General features: G+C 65.4%; 20 protein-coding genes. 17 read left to right on the top strand and 3 right to left on the bottom strand.

The features are described from left to right. Window positions 1-21 precede the first annotated feature (21 nt). From ybeY to HJY11_RS01585, 8 genes are all read left to right on the top strand, one after another. Window positions 22-522, top strand: coding sequence for an rRNA maturation RNase YbeY (gene ybeY / locus HJY11_RS01620; protein ID WP_044991953.1), 501 nt, complete (start codon window positions 22-24; stop codon window positions 520-522). Between the two features lie 2 nt (window positions 523-524). After that, entirely contained in the window at window positions 525-1010 is a 486-nt protein-coding gene (locus HJY11_RS01615) for a diacylglycerol kinase family protein (RefSeq protein ID WP_208074325.1), read from the top strand. Between the two features lie 9 nt (window positions 1011-1019). Continuing rightward, the gene (era, locus tag HJY11_RS01610) at window positions 1020-1931 is read left to right on the top strand and encodes a GTPase Era (protein ID WP_208074324.1); all 912 of its coding nucleotides are present in this window, start codon (window positions 1020-1022) and stop codon (window positions 1929-1931) included. A 160-nt stretch (window positions 1932-2091) separates the two neighbouring features. After that, window positions 2092-2253, top strand: coding sequence for a hypothetical protein (locus tag HJY11_RS01605; RefSeq protein WP_208074323.1), 162 nt, complete (start codon window positions 2092-2094; stop codon window positions 2251-2253). Then, window positions 2201-2950, top strand: a complete 750-nt coding sequence (gene recO / locus HJY11_RS01600) for a DNA repair protein RecO (RefSeq protein WP_208074322.1) — start codon at window positions 2201-2203, stop codon at window positions 2948-2950. Before HJY11_RS01605 ends, recO begins: the two co-directional genes overlap by 53 nt. Window positions 2951-3028: 78 nt before the next feature. Continuing rightward, window positions 3029-5383, top strand: coding sequence for an endonuclease MutS2 (locus HJY11_RS01595; RefSeq protein WP_208074321.1), 2355 nt, complete (start codon window positions 3029-3031; stop codon window positions 5381-5383). 27 nt (window positions 5384-5410) lie between these two features. Then, the gene (locus tag HJY11_RS01590; protein WP_208074320.1) at window positions 5411-5968 is read left to right on the top strand and encodes a hypothetical protein; all 558 of its coding nucleotides are present in this window, start codon (window positions 5411-5413) and stop codon (window positions 5966-5968) included. Between the two features lie 522 nt (window positions 5969-6490). Beyond that, the gene (locus HJY11_RS01585; RefSeq protein WP_208074319.1) at window positions 6491-8755 is read left to right on the top strand and encodes an Ig-like domain-containing protein; all 2265 of its coding nucleotides are present in this window, start codon (window positions 6491-6493) and stop codon (window positions 8753-8755) included. Window positions 8756-8840: 85 nt separating this feature from the next. Here the strand turns inward: HJY11_RS01585 and HJY11_RS01580 are convergent, their stop codons facing one another. Then, the gene (locus HJY11_RS01580; RefSeq protein ID WP_208074318.1) at window positions 8841-9281 is read right to left on the bottom strand and encodes a GNAT family N-acetyltransferase; all 441 of its coding nucleotides are present in this window, start codon (window positions 9279-9281) and stop codon (window positions 8841-8843) included. A gap of 217 nt (window positions 9282-9498) precedes the next feature. On the opposite strand from HJY11_RS01580, the gene putP reads away from it, so the two are divergent. Beyond that, the gene (gene putP / locus HJY11_RS01575) at window positions 9499-10941 is read left to right on the top strand and encodes a sodium/proline symporter PutP (RefSeq protein WP_243764128.1); all 1443 of its coding nucleotides are present in this window, start codon (window positions 9499-9501) and stop codon (window positions 10939-10941) included. A gap of 415 nt (window positions 10942-11356) precedes the next feature. Here putP and HJY11_RS01570 read toward each other — a convergent pair whose 3' ends face one another. Then, complete coding sequence (locus HJY11_RS01570) at window positions 11357-11686, bottom strand: rhodanese-like domain-containing protein (protein WP_208074316.1); 330 nt, start codon at window positions 11684-11686, stop codon at window positions 11357-11359. 64 nt (window positions 11687-11750) lie between these two features. Continuing rightward, a complete protein-coding gene (locus HJY11_RS01565; RefSeq protein WP_208074315.1) occupies window positions 11751-13118 on the bottom strand; it encodes a PLP-dependent aminotransferase family protein in 1368 nt (455 codons plus the stop codon). Between the two features lie 118 nt (window positions 13119-13236). Here HJY11_RS01565 and pdxS point away from each other — a divergent pair, with 118 nt between their 5' ends. The 8 genes from pdxS (at window position 13237) to HJY11_RS01525 (ending at window position 23227) form a co-directional block, all read left to right on the top strand. Beyond that, window positions 13237-14115 carry a pyridoxal 5'-phosphate synthase lyase subunit PdxS gene (gene pdxS / locus HJY11_RS01560; protein ID WP_208074314.1) on the top strand — a complete coding sequence of 293 codons (879 nt, stop codon included), beginning with the start codon at window positions 13237-13239 and terminating at the stop codon, window positions 14113-14115. 1 nt (window position 14116) lies between these two features. Next, window positions 14117-14692 (top strand): pyridoxal 5'-phosphate synthase glutaminase subunit PdxT, encoded by a 576-nt coding sequence (pdxT, locus tag HJY11_RS01555; protein WP_208074313.1) that lies wholly within the window; start codon window positions 14117-14119, stop codon window positions 14690-14692. A gap of 377 nt (window positions 14693-15069) precedes the next feature. Next, window positions 15070-16950 (top strand): DUF3825 domain-containing protein, encoded by a 1881-nt coding sequence (locus HJY11_RS01550; RefSeq protein WP_208074312.1) that lies wholly within the window; start codon window positions 15070-15072, stop codon window positions 16948-16950. Window positions 16951-17152: 202 nt separating this feature from the next. Further along, a complete protein-coding gene (locus tag HJY11_RS01545) occupies window positions 17153-18370 on the top strand; it encodes a YibE/F family protein (protein WP_208074311.1) in 1218 nt (405 codons plus the stop codon). Window positions 18371-18785: 415 nt separating this feature from the next. Continuing rightward, window positions 18786-19520 (top strand): gamma-glutamyl-gamma-aminobutyrate hydrolase family protein, encoded by a 735-nt coding sequence (locus tag HJY11_RS01540; RefSeq protein WP_208074310.1) that lies wholly within the window; start codon window positions 18786-18788, stop codon window positions 19518-19520. 233 nt (window positions 19521-19753) lie between these two features. Further along, the gene (locus HJY11_RS01535) at window positions 19754-20293 is read left to right on the top strand and encodes a phosphoribosyltransferase family protein (protein WP_021659837.1); all 540 of its coding nucleotides are present in this window, start codon (window positions 19754-19756) and stop codon (window positions 20291-20293) included. Window positions 20294-20343: 50 nt separating this feature from the next. Next, entirely contained in the window at window positions 20344-21867 is a 1524-nt protein-coding gene (locus tag HJY11_RS01530; protein ID WP_368041526.1) for a ComEC/Rec2 family competence protein, read from the top strand. A gap of 247 nt (window positions 21868-22114) precedes the next feature. Further along, window positions 22115-23227, top strand: coding sequence for an iron-containing alcohol dehydrogenase (locus tag HJY11_RS01525; protein ID WP_208074308.1), 1113 nt, complete (start codon window positions 22115-22117; stop codon window positions 23225-23227). Window positions 23228-23258 lie beyond the last annotated feature (31 nt).

Genomic DNA, 23258 nt, shown 5'->3' with positions numbered 1-23258 from the left:
AATAAGCGAAGGAGAATGAACATGGCTCTCGTAAAGGTATCCATCACCAACCGCCAGAAGAAGGTCAAACTGCCCTCCGGGCTGCGGCTGCTGGTCCGCCGGGCCTGCAACGCCGTTTTGACCGCCGAAAAATTTGCGGGGCCCGCCGAGGTGAGTGTCACCTTTGTGGACAACGAGCAGATCCAGGAGCTCAACGCCGAGTACCGGGGCAAGGACATCTCCACCGACGTCCTCTCTTTTCCTCTGGGAGAAAATGGAAAGTTCGACAAAAATCGGGAGACCGGCGCCTATGTGCTGGGGGATGTGGTGATCTCGGCCGAGAAGGCGGTGCTGCAAGCCGAGATCTACGGCCACTCCCTGCAGCGGGAGATCGCCTTTCTCACCGTCCACTCAATGCTGCACATCCTGGGCTACGACCATGTGGCCGGGGGAATGGAGCAGGTGCGGATGCGCGAGAAGGAAGAGGCCATCATGCTGCAGTTGGGCCTGCCCCGGGACGCCAGCTACGTCAGCGAGGAGTGAGTTTGCGCGCGCCCCGGCTGGCAGCCCTTTGCCGCAGCTTCGCCTGCGCCGGCCGCGGGCTCTGGCGGGCCCTGCGGGCCGAGCGCAACCTGCGCATCCACCTGGCGGCCACCGCGCTGGTCTTCTCCCTGGCCCCCTTCTACCCCTTTGACCGGGGGGACTGGGCCCTCCTCTTTTTGGCCTGCGGGCTGGTCTGGGGGGCCGAGCTCCTCAACACCGCCGTCGAGCGGCTCTGCGACCGGGTCTGTTCTGACAGGGATCGTGCCATCGGCTGGGTCAAGGACGCGGCGGCGGGCGGGGTGCTGGCCTGCGCGGTTTTTGCCGCGGGCGCGGGGATCTGCCTCTTTGGCGACCCGGCGGGGCTTTGCGCCCTCGGGGCGGCCATCGCCACCCCGCTGGGGGCCGGGGCGGCCCTGGCCCTTCTCGCCGCACTGGGGCTCTTTGTCCTCTGCGGCGGGGAAAGAAAAGACGATAAAACCCATTTTTAAGGAGAAAATATGACGGAACAACCAATCAGCAAATCGGTCTTTGTCAGCTTGGTGGGCAGGCCCAACGTGGGCAAGTCCTCCCTTCTCAACGCCGTGGTGGGGGAGAAGGTGGCCATCGTCTCGGACAAGCCCCAGACCACCCGCACCCGCATCACCGGGGTGCTCACCCGGGGGGCGACCCAGCTGGTCTTCATCGACACCCCGGGGCTGCACAAGGGCAAGACCAAGCTCAGCGAGCAGATGAACCGGGCGGTGACCCAGTCCATCGGCGACGTGGACGTGCAGGTGCTGGTGGTGGAGCCCGAGGGACCCATCGGCGCGGCCGAGGAGAGCCTGCTGGCCAGCATCCGCCAGTCGGGGGCGCCGGCGCTCCTCTGCGTCAACAAGGTGGACACGGTGCAAAACAAGGAATCCCTGCTGCTGCGCACCGCCCAGTTCACCGAAAAATACCCCTTTGCCGAGGTGTTTTACACCTCCGCCCTCCAAAACGACGGGGTGGAGGAGCTGGTTTTGGCCCTGGAGGGCTACGCCGCCGAGAGCCCCCACTTCTTCCCCGACGACGCCTTTACCGACCAGCCCGAGCGGGTGATCGTGGCGGAGATCGTGCGGGAGAAGATCCTGCGCAACACCGCCCAGGAGATCCCCCACGGCACCGCTGTGGTGGTGGAGAAGTTTGCCGAGAGAGAGGGCAAAAAGGACCTGGTGGACATCGACTGCGTCCTCTACTGCGAGCGGCCCAACCACAAGGGGATGCTCATCGGCAAGGGCGGCTCGATGCTCAAAAAAATTCTCACCCAGTCCCGCCAGGACATGGAGGCCTTTTTGGGCTGCCGGGTCAACTTGCAGTGCTGGGTCAAGGTGAAAGAGGACTGGCGAAACAAGGACCGGCTGATTCAAAACTTCGGCCTCAAGGTCGAATAAAAGCCCTTTTGGGCGCAGGGCAGCACCTGGGGGCCGCCAAAAATCACCCCTGGGGGCCGCCGGTTTTCCGCCAAAACAGCGAACCTGTTTTTGACAGGACTAATCTTCCCCCTGGGGGCCGATGCTAGTTTTGCAGAGGTCAAAAAAAGGGGGAGTCGCCGTGTATGTCGACGAGAGCCAGCAGCTCTGGGCCCAGTTTGAGATGACCGGCAGCGTGGGGGACTACCTGCGCTACCGGCAGGCGAAGGAGCGCACCGGGGAGGTCGAAGATGGCCTATACACAGATGTGCGGGATCGTGATCCGCGAAGTGCAGGTGGGTGAGGCGGACAAGATCGTCCACCTGCTCACCGACCGGGCGGGCATTGTCTCGGCCTCGGCCAAGGGGGCCATGCGGGTCAAGAGCAAACTCGTCAGCGCCACCGGGCTGCTGACCTATTCCAGCTTTTCCCTCTACGAGGGAAAAGCGATGTACATAATCGAGGACGCCAAGGTCCTCAAGCAGTTTTGGAACCTGCGAAAGGACGTGGTGGACCTCTCCACCGCCGTCTATTTTTTGGAACTCATCCGCCGCTTGAGCCCCGACGAGCCCGACCTCTCGGGCCACCTGCGGCTGCTTTTAAACACCCTGTACTTTTTGGACGCCAAAAAGCGCGGCCGGCTGCTGCTCAAGGCCCTCTTCGAGCTGCGGCTGCTTGCCATGAGCGGCTACATGCCCGACTTGGTGGGCTGCTGCCGCTGCGGCGGGTACGAGTGTGCCGGGGGAATGCTCTTCTCCCCTCAAAACGGCAACCTCCTCTGCCGCGACTGCGCCCAGCCCGGCGACGGGGGGCGGTATCTCCCCCTCTCCCCGGGGCTGTTGGCGGCCATGCGCCACATCATCTACAGCGATTTTACGGCCCTCTTCCACTTTCGCGTCGAACCCGAGACCGAGGCGGCCCTGGCCCGGCTGGCGGAGCAGTACCTGCTCTGCCAGACCGAGGGGGGCTTTCAGACGCTGGACTTTTTGAAGTCCCTGTGAAGGGGCTGCCTGCGAGAACCACCCACCGGCGGCGGAGCAGCGCGCTGACCGCCGCCGCGCCACAGTGAGGAACGACCATTGAACGCGGAAAAACACTACAAGACGCTGGAGTTCGACAAGATTTTGCTCCAGCTGCAAAAAAAGACCTTTTGCGAGAAAAACGAGACCCTCTCCCCCGAAAACCTGCTCTGCCCCTCGGCCGACGAGGCCAGGGAGGCGCTGGCGCGCACCGACGAGATGTACACCCTGCTGCTGCGCTACGGCGACCCGGGGGTGGGGCGGGTGAGCGACCTCTCCCGCCCCCTGACCCGGGCGGACAAGGGCGGGGTGCTCTCCATCAAGGAGCTTTTGGGGGTGCGGGGGCTGCTGGGCGCCTGTCGCGCCGTGCAGGACTGGTACCGAAACAGCCGCCAGGTGGGCAGCGGGCTGCTGGACCCCTATTTTGCCTACCTGACCTTTCACGACGGGCTCTACCACCGCCTGGGGGACGCCATCCAGAGCGAGGAGGAGCTGGCCGACTCGGCCAGCCCGGAGCTGCACGCCATCCGCCGGGGAATCCTGCGGGCCCAGAACCGGGCGCGGGAGAAGCTGGAGGACATCCTCCGCTCCTCCTCCCAGCAGAAATACCTCCAGGAGGCCCTGGTCACCATGCGGGACGGGCGGTTTGTGCTGCCGGTCAAGAGCGAGTTTCGCGCCCAGGTGCCCGGCCTGGTGCACGACGCCTCCCAGAGCGGGGCCACCCTCTTTGTGGAGCCGATGGCGGTGGTGGACCTGAACAACGAGGTGCGCTTGCTGCGGGGCAAGGAGCAAGAGGAGATCGAGCGCATCCTGCAGGAACTCACCGAGCTGGTGGTCTCTGTCAAGGCCGACTTGCTGGCCGACTACGACCTGCTGGCCGCCATCGACCTGCTGCTGGCCAAGGCCAAGCTGGCCAAGGCCCTGGACTGCGCCGCCCCCGAGATGGGGGACGAGCAGCAGATCGACCTGCGGGGGGCCCGCCACCCCCTGATCGCCGCCGGGGACGTGGTGCCCATCGACATCTCCCTGGGGCGGGACTTTGACACCCTGGTGATCACCGGGCCCAACACCGGCGGCAAGACCGTCTGTCTCAAGACCCTGGGGCTCTTTGCCCTCATGGCCAAGAGTGGGCTGCTCATCCCCGCCAAGAAGGGGAGCCGGGTGGACTATTTCGCCCACGTCTACGCCGACATCGGCGATGAGCAGTCCATCGAGCAGAGCCTGTCCACCTTCTCCTCCCACATGGTCAACATCATCGGGCTGCTCAAGGAGGCGGGGCGGGGTTCCCTGGTGCTGCTGGACGAACTGGGGGCGGGGACCGACCCCACCGAGGGGGCGGCCCTGGCCATCGCCGTGCTGGAACACCTGCGCGCGGCCCGCTGCCGCACCGCCGCCTCCACCCACTACGCGGAGCTGAAGATGTACGCCCTGAAGGAGCCGCGGGTGGAGAACGCCAGCTGCGAGTTCGACGTGGAGAGCCTGCGCCCCACCTACCGCCTCATTGTGGGGGTTCCGGGGCGCTCCAATGCCTTTGCCATCGCCGGCAAGTTGGGGATGAGCAGGATGGTGCTGGACGCGGCGCGGGGCTACATTCAAAAGGACGACATCAAGTTCGAGGACGTCATCGAGAGCCTGGAACAAAAGCGCAGCGAGTTGACCCGCCAGCTGGAGCGGGCCGAGCAGTACGCCGCCAAGCAAAAGCGCCAGCAGGAGTACGCCGAGAAGGAGCTCTACCGCCAGCTCAAGCAGGCCAAGCAGGAGGCGGAGGAGGCCCACATCGCCGCCCAGCGGGTGATCGAACAGACCAAGCGGGAGGCGGAGGCGGTCATTGCCGAGATCAAGGAGCGAAACCGCAAGAAGGACGCCGCCCTCACCCCCGGCGCGGTGCGCAACCGGGTGGACAAACTCTACGACGTCGCCGGCAGCCAGCCCCAGGTGGACGACCACTACACCCTGCCCCGCCCCCTGAAGGTGGGGGATGTGGTCACCCTGCGGGAGATGAACACCCCTGCCGAGGTGGTGGAGATCAAGGGTGAGGACGTGACCATCCAGACCGGGGCGATCAAGACCCGGGTGAAGATGAAGGACGTTCGCCTCTCGGGCAAAAAGATGCCCAAGAGCGGCGAGCGCAGCGCCCGCCGGGTGGCAGGCAGCAGCCAGAAGACCCGCCGCGCGGCCCTGGAGATCGACCTGCGGGGCCAGAGCGTGGACGAGGCGGTGATGGAGCTGGACGGCTTCATCGACCGGGCCGTCCTCTCGGGGATGGAGCAGATCTCCATCATCCACGGCAAGGGGACCGGGGCCCTGCGCGCCGGCATCCACAGCTATCTCAAGCGGCACAAGAACGTGGCCGGGTTTCGGCTGGGCACCTTTGGCGAGGGGGAGGCGGGAGTCACCATTGCCACCCTCAAATAAAGGGCTCGAAAAAGGGAGGAATCGCCGGTGAAGATGGACACCTATCTGCAAAAAACCCTTAAGAAGATCGACCTGCCCGAGGGGGACAAGGCCCTCATCGAGGCGGATTTGCGCCGCGAGATCGAGGAGAAGCGAGCCGCCGGGATGCGGGATTGGCGCATCCGCCGGAAGATGGGACAGCCGGTCTGCCTGGCGGCCTACTGCTACACCCTCTACGGCGACCCGGTGCAAAAGGAGATCCGCCGCCTGCAGCGCTGGACGGTGAGCCTGCGGCTGGCCACCGCCGTCTTTACCCTGCTGGCGGCCGTCTGCTACCTGCTGCGCTTCTTTGCCAGCCGGGGGACGGTGCAGGTGGCCTTCAGCGACACCGTTTTGCAGGAGGCCACCCTGCGAATGGCCCCCCTGATGCAGGTGATGGAGGGACTGGCCCTGGGCTTTTTCTTCTCCGCGGCCATCTTTGCCCTGCTCTCCCTGCTGGCCGACCACTGCCAGCAGAAGCTGGGCGGCCAGGCGAGCCCCTCGGCGGTGCTGGAGTGGCTCCACCGCCTGACCGCGCGGCGGGGAGAAGGGGGGAGCCAGCAGTAGGCCTGCAAATGGGCAGAGAGAGGGCCCGGTGCGGAAAGCACCGGGCCCTCTCTCTGCCCTGTCGGAGGGAGTAGCCTCTCGGGCTGGCTGTGGGGGATGCAGAAAGGGGGAGGATGCGCCCGACAAGACCGGATCCCGGCCACTGGATGGAGAATACCCATGGAAATTCCCCCAAAATCGGCATCCAGATGTCAAAAACCACACAAAAATTTTAGCTAGTTTACTCAATTTTTTATTTTATAATTGCTATTTTTTGCAGGTGTGTTATACTGAATAAAATCAGAAAAACGCGGCCAAGCCGAGGGAAAGGAGGGGAGAGAAAAGATGGGCAATGTGACAATTCCCATAAATTTCCAACGGGGGGGGGGTGCTTATTTGACCTCTTTGTAGAAACTGCACAAATCGGAAATACAGCATAGCAGTGCACAGCTTTTTCGCGTAGAGAGCGGGAGGGCTTGGTGCGCTTTTTTTGTTGCCAAAGCCGGCCTCCCGCTGTGAAACAGACAAGGAGGACAAGAGAAGATGAAAAAAGTTTGTTCTGTTCTGGTGTCGCTGGCACTGCTGACCGGTCTGGCAGCGCCCACGGCCCTGGCGGCAGAGAGCGGCCCCGGCACCCCCGCCATCGGAACCATTTCTGCCAATGCAACCCGGGCAAAGGGCGAGGGCACTCCTTTTTACGCCAACGGCACCCCCATCATCCTGAGCGCCCGCGCGGACGGGCAGCCCGGTGTTCACGTGTCCTGGGAGGGGGATGAGAACGGGGTCGACCTGCCCGAGGCGGCCACCGTCTACGGCGGTCGGGAGAGCGGCGACGTCGCCTCGTCGAGCATTACCGTCACCGGCGGCTCGGTCGACTACGTTGTCGGCGGCAGCGCCGGGGCCGGAACCACCCAGTCCGCCGCCATCCGGGTGGAGGACGGCCAGGTGGGGATGGTGCTGGCCACCACCATGTACGGCGCTAAAACGTTTGACGAGCGGGGGACGATCCGGGTGGAGAGGAGCGACATCACCGTCAACGGCGGCACCATTCAGGCGGTGGTGGGGGGCGCTTACTCCTACACCTCCGTGGGGGATGTGAAGGTCACCGTCAACGGCGGCACCCTCACGGCCGAGACCTCCCCCACCCAGAGCGGGGTCATTCTCGGCGGCACCAACGGCGAGGTCACCGGAGACGCCACCCTGGTGGTCACCGGCGGCAAGATCAAGAATGTTGCAGCCGCCCAGCGCACCATTGTCCGCGGCAAGGTCACCTACGACCTGCGGGGCGGCTCGGTGGGGGACATCCACGTGGGTTCTTACTACCCGGACTCTGAGAGCAGCAAGGTTTGGCCCAGCTGGGGCAGCACCTTGAACTGCGGCTGGGTCAACTACGGCCAGGCCGGCTCTTTTGACGTTCAAATTGGCGAGAACCTCTCCTTTGGCAACCTGTACAGCGGCTTTCAGTTTGTCGAGGGGCCGACCCTCCTCCAGTGGAAGGCAGACGGCAAGACCAGCGGCTTTCTGCCCCCCTTCATAGAGGGGCTCGAGAAGGTCCCCGTCTCCATCTCCCTGAAAAGCACGGCCGAAAAGGCAGCCGTGGCCACCGAGGTGACCCGGGAACTGCTGCAGGCCATCCTCCCCTCCGAGATACTGACCATTGAGGCGGGGGCGACCTACACCGCCAACCACGACACCCTGCTGGAGGGCACTTTGCAGGTGCGCGCCGGCGGCAAATTGTTGCAGGGCGAGGGCGTCGCCATCACCCTGGCCGAGGGCAGCACCCTGCGGCTGGAGGCAGGTGCGGGCGCTGTGCACGCCAAGCTGGCCGGGGACGAGAGCGCCCAGGCCCTGGGCGACAACTGCGAGTACACCGTCAAGGGCGGAAAACTGGAGAAAAAGGTCCTCTCGGCCACCGGCGTCACCCTCTCACAGGGGAAGGCCAGCCTGGAGGTGGGCCAGAGCCTTCTGCTGAAGGCGGTCGTTGCGCCCAGTGAGTTCAGCCAAGAGGTGGTCTGGGCCTCTTCCGACGAGGGCGTGGCCACCGTCAAAGACGGCAAGGTCACTGCGGTGAAGGCGGGCAAAACCACCGTCAGCGCCACCGCCGGCGCGCAGAGCGCCAGCTGTGAGATCACTGTCACCGAGCCCGCTGTCCCCGGGGGGACGGTGGAGACCCAGGTCAACGCCCCTGAGGGGGTGGAGCTGGACGCGGGGGCCAAAGAGGTGTTTGAGCAGAGCGTCCCCGCAGAGCTGGCGGGCATCACCGCTGCCGGCGGCAAGGTCGAAGTCTCGGTGCAGGTGGCCCCCAAGGCCGAGGAAAAACTCGACCCCGCCGAGGTCAAGCTGCTCAAAGAAAACCTCTACGAGGACGTGCAGATCGGCCAGTACCTGGACATCTCGGTGTTGGCGGTGGGCAAAAATGCCGCCGGGCAGACCATCGGCAGCTGCGCGGTGACCGAGACGGCGGGCAAGCTGCAATTCACCCTGCCGGTGCCCGAGGCGCTGCAGAGGACCGGCCGCCAGTTTGCGGTGGTGCGGCTGCACGGCGGCAAGGTGGAGGAACTGCCCACCACCCTGGCCGCCGACGGCAAGACCCTGCAATTTGAGACCGACAGGTTTTCCACCTATGCCCTGGTCTACCGCGATGCCCAGAGCGGCGGAGAGGAGGACCCCGGCAGCGGCGAGAAGCCGGTGGTGGACGGGGGCGACACCCCCAACACCGGCGATGTCGGCGGCATGGGCGCAGCGCTGGCCGCGGCGGGGGCGCTGGCCCTCGGCGTGTTGAGCCTCAAAAAGACCCGCCGCAGCTAGGGCGGACAGATCGGCAAAATAGAAGAAAGCGGCGGTCGGCCCGGGTGGGCTGACCGCCGCTTTTGGCGCTTGAGAAAGGGGAAAGTCAGTTGGGTTTGACCATGCAGCGGTAGGGGAGAAACTGAAAACCCTGCCGCCCGTAGAGGCGGATGGCCCCCTCGTTTTCGGCGGTCACATCCAGCCGGAAGGCCGCCGCCTCGCGGTACTCGGCGAAGAGCCAGTCGAAAAAGGCCCGCCCGAGCCCCCGGCCCTGAAAGGCCGGGTCGACGTAGAGCTCCTCCAGCAGCACCAGCAGGCCGCCGTACTCGCAGGTGTGGGAGAGGGAGAGCAGGGCGTAGCCCGCGGGGACGCCCCCCTCCTCCAGCAGCAGGCCCCGCACATAGGGGCTTTTCTCCACCGCCAGCGCAAAGGTCTTTTCCCGGTGGGCGTCGGGGATGTCGTGATCGGTGGCGTCGGTCTGGTAGAAGGCCCGCGAGAGGGTGAGAAATGTGTCTCGATCTGCATGGGCGAAGTCTCGTATATTCATTTTTTGCCCTCCTTTTTGGCATTGGACCGTTATTATACCACAGGTTTTACAATATTCCAAATCAAACATTGCGGTTGGGTTCAAAAAAAGGTATAATACAAATATCTTTGCGCCGGGCCTTTGGACCCCGGTGCGGCAACGATCTGATAAAGAGGAGGATTTTTCTGTGGAAGTCAGTGTCACCACACTGATCACCTTCGTTCTCTACCTGTTGTTGATGGTGGGGATCGGGGTGTTCTTTTTCAACAAGTCAAACAACCTGTCGGACTACTTTTTGGGCGGGCGGGGCCTGGGCAGTTGGGTCACCGCCATCAGCGCCCAGGCTTCGGACATGAGCGGGTGGCTGCTCATGGGGCTGCCCGCGGCGGCCTACATCTCAGGGCTCTCGGCCTCTTGGATCGCCATCGGCCTAGGGCTGGGCACCTACCTCAACTGGAAGGTGGTGGCCGGGCGGCTGCGCAGCTTTACCGAGCTCTCGGGCGACGCCATCACCATCCCTGAGTACCTGGAAAACCGCTTCATGTCAAAGTCCAAGGTGCTGCGGCTGTGCTGTGCGGTCATCATCTTCATCTTCTTTTTGGTCTACACCGCGTCGGCCTTTAACGCCGGGGCCAAGCTCTTCATGTACGTGCTGGGGATGGACAGCTATGTGGCAGCCCTCACCATCGGCGCGCTCATCATCATCGCCTACACCTTCCTGGGGGGATTTTTGGCCGTCTGCTGGACCGACTTGATTCAGGGCGTCCTCATGTTCTGCGCCATTGTGCTGGTGCCGGTGCTGGCGGTGCTCAACGTGCCCGACTTCTCCCTCTCCACCCTGACGTCCATCGCCGGGGGGAGTTTCACCAGCTTCTTCAACAGCCCCCAGGGGGCCCTCTCCTTCACGGCCATCATCTCCAGTCTGGCCTGGGGGCTGGGCTACTTCGGGATGCCCCACATCCTCACCCGCTTCATGGCCATCAAGAGCCGCTCCCTCATCAAGCGCTCCCGCCTCATCGCCATGATCTGGGTGGTGATCTCCCTGACGGCTGCGGTGGTCATCGGCATGGTGGGGTATGTCTACCTGACCCAGGAGGGGATCGTCTACGCCGACAGCGCGGCGGCCGAGGTCATCTTCATGCAGATGGTGGGCCGGCTGGCCCCGGGGCTGCTGGCGGGGGTGCTGCTCTCGGCCATCCTCGCGGCGGTGATGAGCACCGCCGACAGCCAGCTGCTGGTCACCGCCTCGGCGGTCTCCAACGACTTTTACAGGCCCCTGCTGCGCCCCCAGGCCAGCGACAAGGAACTGATGTGGGTCAGCCGGGGGGCGGTCATCGCCGTGTCGGTGCTGGCCTACCTGCTGGCGCTGGACCCCACCAGTTCGGTGATGGGGCTGGTCTCCTACGCCTGGGCTGGGTTCGGCGCGGCCTTTGGGCCGGTGATCCTGCTCTCCCTCTTCTGGAAGCGGATGACCCTCAAGGGCGCCATCGCCGGGATGGTCTCGGGCGGCGCGGTGGTGCTGTTGTGGGAGAACCTGCCGGTCTGCAAGGCCACCGGCCTCTACTCGCTGATCCCCGGGTTCTTCCTGGCCCTGGCGCTTGTGCTGATCGTCTCCCTCTGCGACAAGGCGCCGGGCAGAGAGGTGACCGACCTCTTTGAGCGGGCCTCCAAGGCGCGGTAGCCGGTCGAAAGAAAAACAGATGAGAGCCAGCCCCGCAGGGGCTGGCTCTTTTTGTCGGGACCGAGAGAGGGAGGAGGCCACCGGCCGGAAAGGGGATGCGGCCGGATGATCTGCCGGCGAAGCGGGAAGGGCGTAGGGGGAAGGAGGGGCTCGCCCTGCCCTCTGTTTGTCTGCCGCGGGCGGTGCGGGGAACCGACGCCTTGTGGGCCCTCCCTGTTTTTTCATCGGGCGGGTGTGGGGAGAAGGGGAGACAGCCCGCTGTGCCGGGGCCCAGGCAGGGCGAACGCCTGCGGTGGCGTGGGGTGCGCCCAAAGGCGTTGGCGGCGTGTGCGATGGGTGAAAAGAACCTCCCCCGGGCAGGCGAAAATCAGCCGCCTGCCCGGGGGAGGTTGCTGCGTGCGGTTTGCGGCGGGCCCTAATTGCCGGACACGGTATCGTAAGGCCAGCGCTCGATCCCGCCGAAGTGGTAGACCCGGCGGTAGCCCAGACCGGCCAACAGGGCGCTGGCCCGCAGGCTGCGCACCCCGATTTGGCAGTAGACCAGCAGCAGGGCGCCTTTGTCGGGCAACAGGGCGGGGGCCCGCTCCACCAGTTTTTCCAGGGGCAGGTTGAGCGCCCCTGGAATGTGCCGGCAGCGGTACTCCTGCGGGCCCCGCACGTCGAGGATCACCGCCTCGGGGTGGGCCTGCAGCAGGGCCTGGGCCGCCTGGGGGGTGATGTCCTGAAACAGCTCTTGTTGCGGCATGTGCACGCCTCCTCTCTCCTATGGCTGCCCCCATCCTATGAGAGAGGGGGAAAAAGGGGACCGATCAGGGCAGCCAACAGGCCCGCAGGGTCTCCACCGCCGGGGCGATCTCCTCCCGGGGGATGGCGGAGATGGAGAAGAGCACCTGGGGGCGCTCCCCCGGGGTCAGGGGGGGTACCGGGCGCAGTTTGACCCCGGCGGCCAGGGCCCGGCGGCAGAGGGAGGCGGCGTTCTCCCCCAGCTCCAGCCGGGCGGTGAGCTGGAGGGCGCTGGCAAAGCTGCCGGGCCGGCAGAGGGGGCCGAAGGCGGCGGCGAGAGACTGGCGCAGCAGCCGGCTCTTTTCGGCGTAGAGGCGGCGCATCCGCCCGATCTGGCGGGCCAGGTGCCCGTCGGCGATCAGCCCCGCCAGGGCCAGCTGTTCCAGGGTGGAGCAGCTGGGGTTGTAGCGCCCTTTAAGGGGGAGGTAGCGCGCCAACAGGGGCTGGGGAAGGGCCATGTAGCTGATGCGGATGGAGGGGAGCAGCAGCCGGGAGAAGGAGCCCAGGTAGACCACCCGGTCGTTTTCGGCCAACCCCTGCAGGGCGGGCACCGGCTGTTTGGCGTAGCGGAATTCGCCGTTGTAGTCGTCCTCCAACAGGTAGGTGCCGGTTTTTTGGCACCAGGACAGGAGGCGGAGTTTCTCCCCGGCGGAGAGGGGACGGCCCCGGTAGGGGGAGGAGGGGTTTAGGTAGATGGCGGGATAGGGGCTCTCCCGGCGGGCAAGGAGTTTTTCCAGGGAGAAGGGCTCGGCGGGGAAGCCGTGGTCGAAAAAGACCTGTTCGGCCTGCAAAAAGCCGGGGTGCTCCACCCCGATGGGCCGCCCATCCCGCCCCAGCAGGGTGCAAAAAATTTGCAGCAGGCTCTGCACCCCGGCCCCTACCACCAGGCTCTCGGGGGTGCAGACGGCCCCGCGGGAGCGGCGGGTGTAGGCGCAGAGGGCCTGGCGGAGGGCGGGTTCCCCCTGGCTGTCGCCGTAGCTGGTCATGGCGGCCTGGGTCTCCAGCGCCCGGCCCAGGTAGCGCTTCCAGAGGCGGCGGTCAAAGAGGGAGGCGTCCACCGCGCTGGCGGCAAAGTCGTAGCGCACGGGGGAAACAGGCGCGGCGGCGGGCCCGGTGACGCCGGACGGGGGAAGGGGAGGCCTTTCCCCCAGGGGGGAGACGGTGTAGCCGCTGCCCGGGCGGCTGGCGATATAGCCCTCGGCCAGGAGCTGGGCGTAGGCGCTCTCCACCGTGGTCTTGCTGACTTCCAAGCTGGCGCTGAGGGCGCGAATCGAGGGCAGCTGCGCCCCGGCGGGGAGCCGCCCCGCCGCCACCGCCCGCCGCACCGCCCCGGCGAGCTGGGCGTAGAGGGGCTCTGGCTTGGCGCGGTCCACCGCGAAAACAAAACTCTCCATCTCAACTGTCCTCACTAAAAATAATAAAATTGTACATTTTCAAGGGAACAGTATGATTGTACAATGGCCCCATACCAAATGCAACCCCCGCTTTGGGGGCACGAGAGGAGAGCGTGAGATGACAGAGCGCGAACAGATGAACCGAAACCTGGCCCAGATGCTCAAGGGCGGGGTGATCATGGACGTGACCAACCCCCGGGAGGCGGAGATCGCCCAGGAGGCGGGCGCGGTGGCGGTGATGGCCCTGGAGCGGGTGCCCTCGGACATCCGCCGGGAGGGGGGCGTGGCCCGGATGAGCGACCCCAAGATGATCGCCGAGATTCAGGCGGCCGTCTCCATCCCGGTGATGGCCAAGGCCCGCATCGGCCACATTGTGGAGGCCCGGGTGCTGGAGGCCATGAAGATCGACTTCATCGACGAGAGCGAGGTGCTCACCCCGGCGGACGACCGCTTCCACCTGGACAAACGGGCCTTTGACGTGCCCTTTGTCTGCGGCGCCCGCAACCTGGGGGAGGCCCTGCGCCGCATCGGCGAGGGGGCGGCCATGATCCGCACCAAGGGGGAGGCGGGCACCGGCAACATCGTCGAGGCGGTGCGCCACCAGCGCTGCATGAGCGAGGAGATCGCCCGGCTGTGCTCCCTGCCGAGAGAGGAGCGGATGAGCTTTGCCAAGGAGATCGGCGCGCCCTACGAACTGGTTTGCCAGGTGGCCGAAGAGGGGCGGCTGCCGGTGGTCAACTTTGCCGCCGGCGGGGTGGCGACCCCGGCCGACGCGGCTTTGATGATGGTGCTGGGCAGCGAAGGGGTGTTCGTGGGCTCGGGCATCTTCCGCTCGGAGAACCCGGCGCGGCGGGCCAAGGCCATCGTCACCGCCACCACCTATTTTGACGACCCCAAGATCATTGCCGAGGTGTCCCGCGATCTGGGGGAGGCCATCCGCGGTGTGGAGATCTCCCAGATTCCCGAGAGCCAGCGGATGGAGAACAGGGGCTGGTAGGATGGCGGGGGGAGAGAGACCCGTCGGGGTGCTGGCCCTACAGGGCTCCTTTGCCGAGCACCTGGCCTGCCTGGGGCGGCTGGAGGGGGTGCGCCCCCTGCCGGTGAAGACCCCAGCCGACCTGGCGCGGGCGGAGGCGCTGATTTTGCCCGGCGGGGAGAGCACCGCCCAGAGCCGGCTGCTGCGCCGCGCCGGCCTCTGGGAGCCGCTGCAGCGGCGGCTGGAGGAGGGGATGCCCGCCTGGGGCACCTGCGCCGGGGCCATCCTCCTGGCCGGCGAGGTGGTGGGGGAGACCCCCCACCTGGGGGCGATGGACATCGCCGTGCGGCGAAACGCCTTTGGCAGCCAGCTGGACAGCTTTACCGCCCGCCAGGCGATCGCCGAGGTGGGACCCGAGGAGCGGCCGCTGGTCTTTATCCGCGCCCCCTGGATCGAGCGGGTGGGGCCGCGGGCCCGGGTGCTCTGCCGGGTGCGGGGGCAGATCGCGGCGGCCCGCCAGGGGCGGCTGCTGGCCACCGCCTTTCACCCGGAACTCACCGGGGATTTGGTTTTTTACCGCTACTTCCTCTCGCTGTGAGGGAGAATGGAGAGGGGGCGCGCTGCCTGCGGGCGGCGCGCCCCTCTTTTTGCAGCTGGCGGAGGGGGGAATCGATCGATTGCGGACAGCGGTGGTGATATAAATTGTCTGGACAGAAGTGGCAGTGCGCACACCTGCTGGCGCGGCGTGGGAAAAGGGCGTATCCCATTTGCGTGAGAAGGGGGAATAGGCAGTTATCTGAATGTGAAGAGAGGAGGTTTTGGGTGCGTGTTGGGCGAAGAACTGCCCGAAAAATGCCCCGCGCTCCGCACCTCGATGGACGGGCTGCGCCTTGTCACTGCCGGCGGATGATGGTACAATAAAGTCGGTTTGAGCGCCGCCGGGGGCGGCCAATTTTGCGGCAAAGGAGCAGATGGATGGACGGCGAGGAGATGCGGTGGGAGGACTGCCCACTGGAAAGACTGATCGACCGGGAGATGGTGCGCTTTCTGGCAAAACGGCTGCAGGCGGAGGAGGAGCCCCTTTTTGAGCGGCTCTGCGCGGCCTACGAGATTGCTAAAACAGAGGGCTCCCTGCGGCGAGAGGGGGAGAGTCTTGCCTTCTCCCTGGACAGCGGGGTGGAGATTTTGCTGGTGAAAAACAGCAACCCGGCCTGGGATCGGCCCTGTTACCTGAAATACCACATCGGCGCTGAGCTGCAGCCTGAGGCGGCCGCCCTCTCGGAGGAGGTGCGGGGGGAGATCTACCGGCTGTTGACGGGGCTGTACCCCTTTGGGGAGCCCATCCCCCTGGCCCAGGCCAGCAGCGAGTTGATTGCCGCCGGGTACACCAAGGCCAGCTTAGGGGTGTACAAGATGAAAAGTGCCTTTGAGCAGCTGGGGGAGTTTGCTCAATTGCTCATTCGGGAGGAGTTCAGCCCGCCGGTGGTGGAGGTGGTGCTGCGCCCCTGCCCCCGATACGAGGGGGAGGGGGAACAGGACCTGCCGGCACCCCCTGCCGGGCCGGAGCCTGTGGACGCCCCCGAAGAGAGGCCCCTGGGCGGCGGGGGAGAGCGCCCTCTGCCCGAGGGGATGGAGGGGAACATCTTCCTCACCAAGGCGGCGGTGCAGAATGCCAACTACCTGCTCACCGGCCTGCGGGGCGGCTATTTGGGCCACCAGCAGACTAGCCAGCTGATGGAGGGATACCGGACAGCCTACCAGGGCGACCGGATCGAGCACCGGGGGGACGCCTGGTTTTTTGACACCACCCTCACCGGGACCACCGGCGAGGGGGTGTTTGCCTCCTTCAAAGAGGCCAGCCCCGGCGGCAGTTACGGCTGGTATGTCAACTGGGTGGGCTACGACCGGGAGAAAAGCCGCCCCGGGGACGAGTTGGGCAAGTTTGCCTACCTGGGGAACATGACCGAGTTCCTGCGCGCCCTGGCCCAGATGGCCCTGCCCGAGCGCTGGAGCTTTTCGCGGGACAATGCCGACGACTACTCCATTTTGGTGCGCTACATCAAGTACACCTTCTACCGCCTCAAGCAGGAGGGAAAGGTCTGCATCCTCGAGAGGGAGGGGCGGCGGGAGTTCGCGGCCTTCAACACCGGGCTGGTGGACCGCACCTACGAGGAGATATACGCCTGCTTCCTCCCCAACGCCCAGGCGGAAAAGACCCCCTGGGCCTTTGACTGTTTCTGCACCGCCGGGTCGCGGGGGGCGGGCAAGCGGCTGGTGGACAGCTTTAACCCCCTGCCCCAGGCGGCCAGCTACTTTCGCCGCAAGGAGGACCTGCTCTACGACCTGGATCGGGAGCTGATCCTCGACCGCCACCACATCATTGTGGACAACGTCAACCGCCTCCCCCTGGACTTTTTGGAGGAGGTGCTCTACGACAGCGGGGAGATGCGCCCGGTGCTCTGCGGGCTGCGGGAGGGCCGCCCCGGGGAGCAAAAGGCCCTTTACGACCAGCTGCGGGCCTTTTTGGACAGCGGCGACAAGCACTTTCGCCGCATCTGCAGCCGGGTGGACGAGGCGGTGGAACTGGCCAAGAAGCGGGTGCGGTGGAACTTTAAAACCGCCCTGCCCTGCTTCTTCCCCACCCGCAATGTCATGAGTTTGATGCTCCCCCTGGCCCTGCTGCGGGACGACCGGGTGGACCTGGCGCTGGTGGTGGAACTGACCCAGTCGGGCAACTACCAGGGGCAGACCATCCTCCCCCTGCGGGAGGCCTATATCGACGCCCGGCTCCTCTGCCGTCCCGACAGCGATTGGCTGGATACCAGCGCCGCCGCGGCTGCGGGGGAGGAGGACTAGGCCGCTGAAGGCAGCTGGGTTGTAGCGGACAGCACGGCCACCAGCGGCGGCTGTGCGAGAGGGGGCGGCGGCCCCCTTTTTTGCTGCCCGGCGGGGAGTTTTGACATCGCTTAGCGGTTGACGGGGACAGCCGCAGGACGGTATACTATTACAATATTGCCCGCCGGAGGGCGGGCGGACAAAAGAGAGGGAGGACGGACGCGTGAAGCAGAAGCTGATCTACCTGCTGACGGTGCTCTGCTCGGTGCTGCTGCTCTGGGGCGGCAACAAGATCGCCACCGAGGACCTGGCGCTGCAGGGGGACGGAGCCACCGCCGAGACGGTGAAGGTGCGGGTGGTGGAGATCACCGCCCGGGTGCCCAGCCAGGTGGTGATCGACGGGATCACCCAGACCACCCAGGACAGCACCTACTTCAAAGGGGAGGTGCTCGCCGGGGCGCGCAAGGGGCAGGTGCTCTTTGCCAAACAGCAGCTCGATCCCCTCATGGGGGGGCAGCCCGACCAGGTGCAGGCGGGGGACAAGGTGCTGCTGACCCACAACCCCGACGAGCAGGCCGACACCGACTGGATTTGGGCCGAGCGGGTGCGCAGCGACGCCCTGATCTGGCTGGGGGCGGTGTTCTGCCTGGTGCTCTTTGCCTTTGGGCGGGCCAAGGGGGTCAACACCATCCTCTCCCTGGGCTTCACCATTGCCGCCATCTTCGCGGTCTTTGTACCCGCCATCCTCTCGGGGCGAAACGTCTACCTCTGGGCCATTCTGGTCTGCGCTTTTATTGTGGTGATGACCCTGCTCATCGTCAACGGGCCGGGCCGCAAGAGCCTGGCCGCCGGGCTGGGCTGCGCGGCGGGGGTGCTGATCACCGGGCTGCTGACCTTTGGGATGGACAAGGTCATCCGCCTGACGGGTATGGTGGACGAGAACTCGATGTTTTTGATGTACCTCAACGGGGAGAAGCCGCTGGACTTGAAGGCCATCATCTTTGGGGCCATCATCATCGGCGCGGTGGGGGCCATCATGGACGTGGCGGTGGACATCGCCGCCTCCCTCTACGAGATCAAGCGCAAGCTGCCCCAGTCGAGTTTTCACAGCCTGGTGCGCTCGGGCTACACCATCGGGCGGGACATTCTGGGCACCATGGCCAACACCCTGGTGCTGGCCTATATCGGCAGCTCCCTCTCGGTGGTGCTCCTCCTCTTTGCCTACAACGACTCCCTGCTCTACATCCTCAACCGGGAGATGATCGTGGTGGAGATTTTGCAGGCGCTGGTGGGCAGTTTTGGTATTTTGTTGACCATCCCCGCCACCTCTCTGATCTGCGGGATGCTCTACGGCCACCGGGGAGAGAGGGGGGAGGACGGCGCGGCCAAGGCCGAGAAGCCGCCCCAGCGGCCCAGTTGGGAGGACTTGCCAGGACTGTAAAGGGAGTTGACTTTATAGATCTGGCCGCAGGGAAATGGGGCAAAAAAGAGAAGCGGCGACTTGGTGCACTTGACACCGGGCCGCCGTTTTCCATTTGACAGAGGGGGAGGTTGTGAGAAAGGGGATCGGTGAGAGGAGACGCTTTTTGAGAGAGGCCGGTCGGCCAGGGGGCCCTTTCAAATGCCTTGTTTTAGGAGAAGGGATCGCTGCCCCCGCCGGTGGGCTGAGGAAGAGGTGAGATGAAAAGGAATGTGCCTTTACAGATAGAGAGGGAGGGGCCGTCTGGCAAAATGCACCTGAACAGGAGAAAAAACTGATATAAGTGCAGAAAATAAGCACAGGGCCTGGCCGCTTTTTGTATTCTTTGGTATACTAATCACAGGCAAAGCGCCAATATGTAAAAGGTAGTGATTCTATGAAAAAACCAGTGATTGGCATCACCGCGGGCACCACCGTGCACGACGACCCGGTGTTCTTTGGCTGCAGCAGCGACTATGTACACGAGGAGTACATTGCCGCTGTCCAGCGGGCGGGGGGCGTGCCAATCCTGCTTCCCATCACCGGCGACCGGGCGGTGGTGCAGGCCCAGCTGGAACTCTGCGACGGGGTGGTGCTCACCGGCGGGCACGACGTGAACCCCCTGCTCTACGGCCAGGAGCCCCACCAGAATCTCACCGCCGTCTCCGACCGGCGCGACCGGTTTGACATGTATGTCTGCAAGCTGGCCCTACAGGCACAACTGCCCATCCTGGGCGTCTGCCGGGGCTGCCAAATCCTCAATGTGGTCTGCGGCGGCACCCTCCACCAGGACCTGCCCAGCCTCTCCTCTTCCTTTGTGCAGCACCTGCAGCCCAGCCACCCCACCCAGGCCAGCCATACGGTGAGTGTGGACAGCCAATCGGTGCTGGCCCCCATTTTGGGGGAGACGGCACAGGTCAATTCGCTGCACCACCAGGCCATTGACCGGGTGGCCGAGGGGTTTCTCACCGCCGCCACCGCCAAGGACGGGGTGGTGGAAGCCATTGAGCGCCGGGGCGGTTCCTTTGCCCTTGGGCTGCAGTTTCACCCGGAGATGCTCTCCGCCACCCGGGCGGATATGCTGGCTGTCTTCCGGTTGCTGATCGAGGCCTGCGGTGGAGAACAGGACTAGGCCGGGCAAATTTTTTGCCCCTTTTTGGGCATTTCCCCTTTATTGTGGGGGAAGTTGTGCTATAATAGCCGAGGACGGCTGTTCCCCCTGGGGGCGGTCGGCATTCCCTTTTTCCCCTTTGCAGGGGTGAGAGAGGGTCCAAAAGAGGGATCGGGAGAGACCCGATCCCAAAAAAGTTTCGGCGGGAACCCCCTGTGGGGAGGGCTGCCGAAGCGGTGTAAAGGGAGTTTAGCATGGAAAAGTTCTATCCGATCGAGATCGCTGGGTGCAAGCGGCAGCTGCCCATCTGCAAGGTGGACGATCACCTGTCCATTGCGGCCTTTGTCATGTTCTCCGACGTGGAGATCACCATCGCCTGCGCCAGAGAGCTGCTGAAGATCGTGCCGGAATTCGACTACATCGTCACCGCCGAGGCGAAGGGCATCCCCCTGGCCTACGAGATGTCCCGCCAGAGCGGCAAGAATTACTACCCGGCCCGCAAGATGACCAAGCTCTACATGACCGACCCCATCCACGTGAGCGTCAAGTCCATCACCACCGCCAAGGTGCAGGACCTCTATCTGGACAAGGCCGACGCCGACGTGCTCAAGGGCAAGCGCATCCTGATTGTGGACGACGTCATCAGCGGCGGCGACTCCCTTCGCGCCATGGAAGTGCTGGTCAACGAGGCCGGCGGCAACATCGTCGGCAAGGCCACCGTGCTGGCCGAGGGCGATGCCGCCAACCGCGACGACATCATCTTTTTGGATAAATTGCCCGTTTTTGAAAAATAAGACAGACTGCGGCGGGATGCAGCCCGCCCACTGAAGAGGTGGAGCAGTTGGTGAAGCGACCTCTGGGGACGATTGGCTTTAGCTGGTTTTTGTCCCTGGAGGTCGCTTATTTTCTGCCTCTCTCTCCGGTGGGCAAGGGGGTACTGGCGGCGGGTTTGACAGTGGCCGGGCTGCTGCTTGCCCTGTCTGCGCGGCGGCGGGCGCTGCCGGCGGTTCTCATCTGCCTGGCAGCCGCTGCAGCGGTGGCCGCCAACGCCTGGGTCTGCGCCGCCCGGGTGGAGCCGGTCGGGCAGCTGGCCGGGCAGCTGGGGGAGACGGTGTTGGAGGTGACCCAATCCCCCCGGCAGACCGGCGGGGTGACCCGTTTTGTGGCCCGGGTGGAGTCCACCACCGCCGAGGGAGCGCCGGATTTTCCCTTTTTGGCAGAGGTGGGGGTCTGGGGGACGGCGGATCTGCAGGTGGGGGACCGGGCGGTCTGCACCGCCCGGTTTACACGCCCTGACCGCCCTGCCGGTGGCTGGGACAACCTGACGCCCCGGGGAATCTACCTTTCGGCCGAACTCTTGAGCGAAGAGCACCTCCTCTTTTTGGAGCATCGAGAGAGTCCGGCCGCCGCGCTGGAGCGCTGGCGGAAGCGGTTGGCCTCCTCGGTGCAGCGGCAGCTTCCCTCCCAGGCGGGGGAGCTGGTGGCGGCCATGAGCTGGGGGGAGCGCGCCGCCCTCTCAGAGGGGGTGCGGGAGGATTTCCAGACAGCGGGGGTGGCTCACCTGCTGGCTCTCTCAGGGCTGCACCTGGGGCTCTGCGCGGCCATGGGTGCGGGCCTGGTGCGGATGCTGGGGGGCTCCAAGCGGGGGGCGGTGCTGGCGGGGGCGGCCCTGGCCCTGGTCTATGGGGCGCTGGTGGGGTTTTCCCCCTCTATCTGCCGGGCGGTGGTCCTCTGCTGCTACGGGGCGGGGGCCTTTCTCTGCCGCCGGACGGTGGACGGCCCCACCGCCATGGGGGTGTGCGGCCTGGTGTTGACCCTGGGAAACCCCTTGGCAGTGGCCGACCTGCGGCTGCTGCTCTCCTTTGGCTCCACCTGCGCGCTGGTGCTGGCCCTGCCCCGGGTGCGCCGGGCGGTGGGGGAGCGGGGGCCGTTGGCGACCAGCATCTGCCAGACCGGGGTGGTGCTCTGCTGCACCGGGCCGCTGCTGGCCCTCTCATTTGGGGAGCTGTCTTTGCTGGCCTTTGCCGGCAACCTGCTCTGCCTGCCCCTGGCGGGGCCCACGGTGTTGGGGGGCGCGCTCTGTGGACTGCTGGGGCTGCTGCCCGGCCCCTGGGGACAGGCACTGGGCTACCCCTTTGCCGTTTTGGCTGGGCTCTGTGCCAGGGCCATGGCAGCGGCGGCCCATCTGCTGGCCCGGTGGGACTGGCTGGTGATTCCCCTGGAGGGACCGGGCGTCTGGTACGGGTTGGGGGCGGCCTGCCTGTGGGGGGCGGCTTGCCTGCAGCTGCCCGAGCGATTTCACCGGCTGCGCTGGCTGGCGGCGGGAGCGGCCCTCTGCGCCCTGGGGGGCTGGCTGTTGGCGGGGTGAGAGGAGGAGCAGAAAGCCTGTTCCCAGTGTGCGGGGAGGATGGCTGTGGCGACAGAATGACAGCGGGACGGGGGAGAGAGCCCCTTCGCCCCGCTGTTTGCCTGCGAAAGGGCGAAGAGCGGTTGTAAAAGAAGGGCGCTCTGGGATTTTTTTACATCCTCTTTTCAAATCTCTCCCCGGCCGCTACAATAGGAGAAGGGGAGAGACGGCGGCAGAAGAGCGCCGCGCAGTGAGAGGAGGAAGCGATATGATACAGTTTTGCGGCCGGGTCAACACCGAGTTCATCAGCGGCCCCCAGGTTTTTGACCGGGCCATTGGAGCGGTGCGGGAACACCTGGACAAGTTGATGGTGCTCTACGACGGGCAGGTGATCGGCCGTCAGCTGCACGATCTGATCTACGAAACGCTCTGGGCCCATGGCTTTCACTGGACCGAGATGGACCTGGCAGAAGGGGTGGGGCAGTGGCCCGACCCGGTGGCCAGAGGGATCGATTTCTGCCAAAGGTACCAAATCGACGGCATCCTCGCTGTGGGCGGGGCCCGCACCCTGCTGTGCGCCCAGTCCATTGCCGCGGCGGGCCGTTTTGGCAAGCGGGCTGAGGGCGGGGATCCAGCCCTTTCCATCTTTGCAATTTTTACCCTGGCTTCCTCCGGCAGGGAGGGGGCGCTGCCGGGTTTTGCCTCGGTGGGCTCGCCCGAACTGCTGCCCCGAATACTGGCCCTGGACCCGGTTTTTGCCTATACCGGCGACCGGGTCCAGGTAGCAGAGGAGATCGCCGGCCTCTTCTGCCGGGGGCTGGAACTCTATTTTGCCCCGGGAGAGGGCGCCTATCTGCAGAGGCAGCTGGCCGAGGGCATTCTCAAAACCTGCATCCACTGTGCAGGCGGCGCCCTGCGGGGAGAGGAGAGGGACTGCAGCGACCTGCTCTGGGCCCTGGGGTTGGCCGTCAGCGAGCTGCCCGGCTGGGGCCGCAAGCTGCCCTGGGGGATACACAGTATGGGGCGGCAACTCTGCGACCGCTTCGACGCCCCGTGTGGGGCGGTTTCGGCGGTCTTGGCTCCGGCCTGGATGGGCTATGTGCTGCGGGCGGCCACCTTGGAACAATTCGCCGAGTACGGCGTTCACGTCTGGCGGCTGAACAGGGAATTGCCGAAAGAGGAGCTGGCGCGCCGGGCCATCGACGAGACCCAGCGCTTTTTTACACAGGTGCTGGGGCTGCCAGAGCGGCTGGGAGAGTTGGGGGTCTCTGGAGGGCAGTTGGGGGAGATGGCCGAGCGGGCCGCCACCCCGGCGCTGCAGGAGGGAGTTGTTCCTCTGGACGCGGCCGACGTGCTGGAGATTTACCGGGCCTGTCTGTAAGGACATGGAGGGAGCGGGGCGAGGGGGCTTG

Source organism: Bittarella massiliensis (ex Durand et al. 2017) (assembly GCF_017566145.1).
In the GTDB taxonomy this organism is placed as follows: Bacteria; Bacillota; Clostridia; order Oscillospirales; family Ruminococcaceae; genus Bittarella; species Bittarella massiliensis_A.
Note: the sequence above shows the minus strand (reverse complement) of the source record. Positions and strands in the feature narration are given on the sequence as shown.

Excerpts from the sequence above, each read along its gene's own strand:
- putP (WP_243764128.1), top strand. The coding sequence starts at position 9,499 with ATGGTGGGGATCGGGGTGTTCTTTTTCAACAAGTCAAACAACCTGTCG.
- HJY11_RS01580 (WP_208074318.1), bottom strand. The coding sequence starts at position 9,281 with ATGAATATACGAGACTTCGCCCATGCAGATCGAGACACATTTCTCACC.
- HJY11_RS01525 (WP_208074308.1), top strand. The coding sequence starts at position 22,115 with ATGATACAGTTTTGCGGCCGGGTCAACACCGAGTTCATCAGCGGCCCC.
- HJY11_RS01550 (WP_208074312.1), top strand. The coding sequence starts at position 15,070 with ATGGACGGCGAGGAGATGCGGTGGGAGGACTGCCCACTGGAAAGACTG.
- HJY11_RS01565 (WP_208074315.1), bottom strand. The coding sequence starts at position 13,118 with ATGGAGAGTTTTGTTTTCGCGGTGGACCGCGCCAAGCCAGAGCCCCTC.
- HJY11_RS01540 (WP_208074310.1), top strand. The coding sequence starts at position 18,786 with ATGAAAAAACCAGTGATTGGCATCACCGCGGGCACCACCGTGCACGAC.
- HJY11_RS01585 (WP_208074319.1), top strand. The coding sequence starts at position 6,491 with ATGAAAAAAGTTTGTTCTGTTCTGGTGTCGCTGGCACTGCTGACCGGT.
- pdxS (WP_208074314.1), top strand. The coding sequence starts at position 13,237 with ATGACAGAGCGCGAACAGATGAACCGAAACCTGGCCCAGATGCTCAAG.
- ybeY (WP_044991953.1), top strand. The coding sequence starts at position 22 with ATGGCTCTCGTAAAGGTATCCATCACCAACCGCCAGAAGAAGGTCAAA.
- HJY11_RS01570 (WP_208074316.1), bottom strand. The coding sequence starts at position 11,686 with ATGCCGCAACAAGAGCTGTTTCAGGACATCACCCCCCAGGCGGCCCAG.
- pdxT (WP_208074313.1), top strand. The coding sequence starts at position 14,117 with ATGGCGGGGGGAGAGAGACCCGTCGGGGTGCTGGCCCTACAGGGCTCC.
- HJY11_RS01535 (WP_021659837.1), top strand. The coding sequence starts at position 19,754 with ATGGAAAAGTTCTATCCGATCGAGATCGCTGGGTGCAAGCGGCAGCTG.
- era (WP_208074324.1), top strand. The coding sequence starts at position 1,020 with ATGACGGAACAACCAATCAGCAAATCGGTCTTTGTCAGCTTGGTGGGC.
- recO (WP_208074322.1), top strand. The coding sequence starts at position 2,201 with ATGGCCTATACACAGATGTGCGGGATCGTGATCCGCGAAGTGCAGGTG.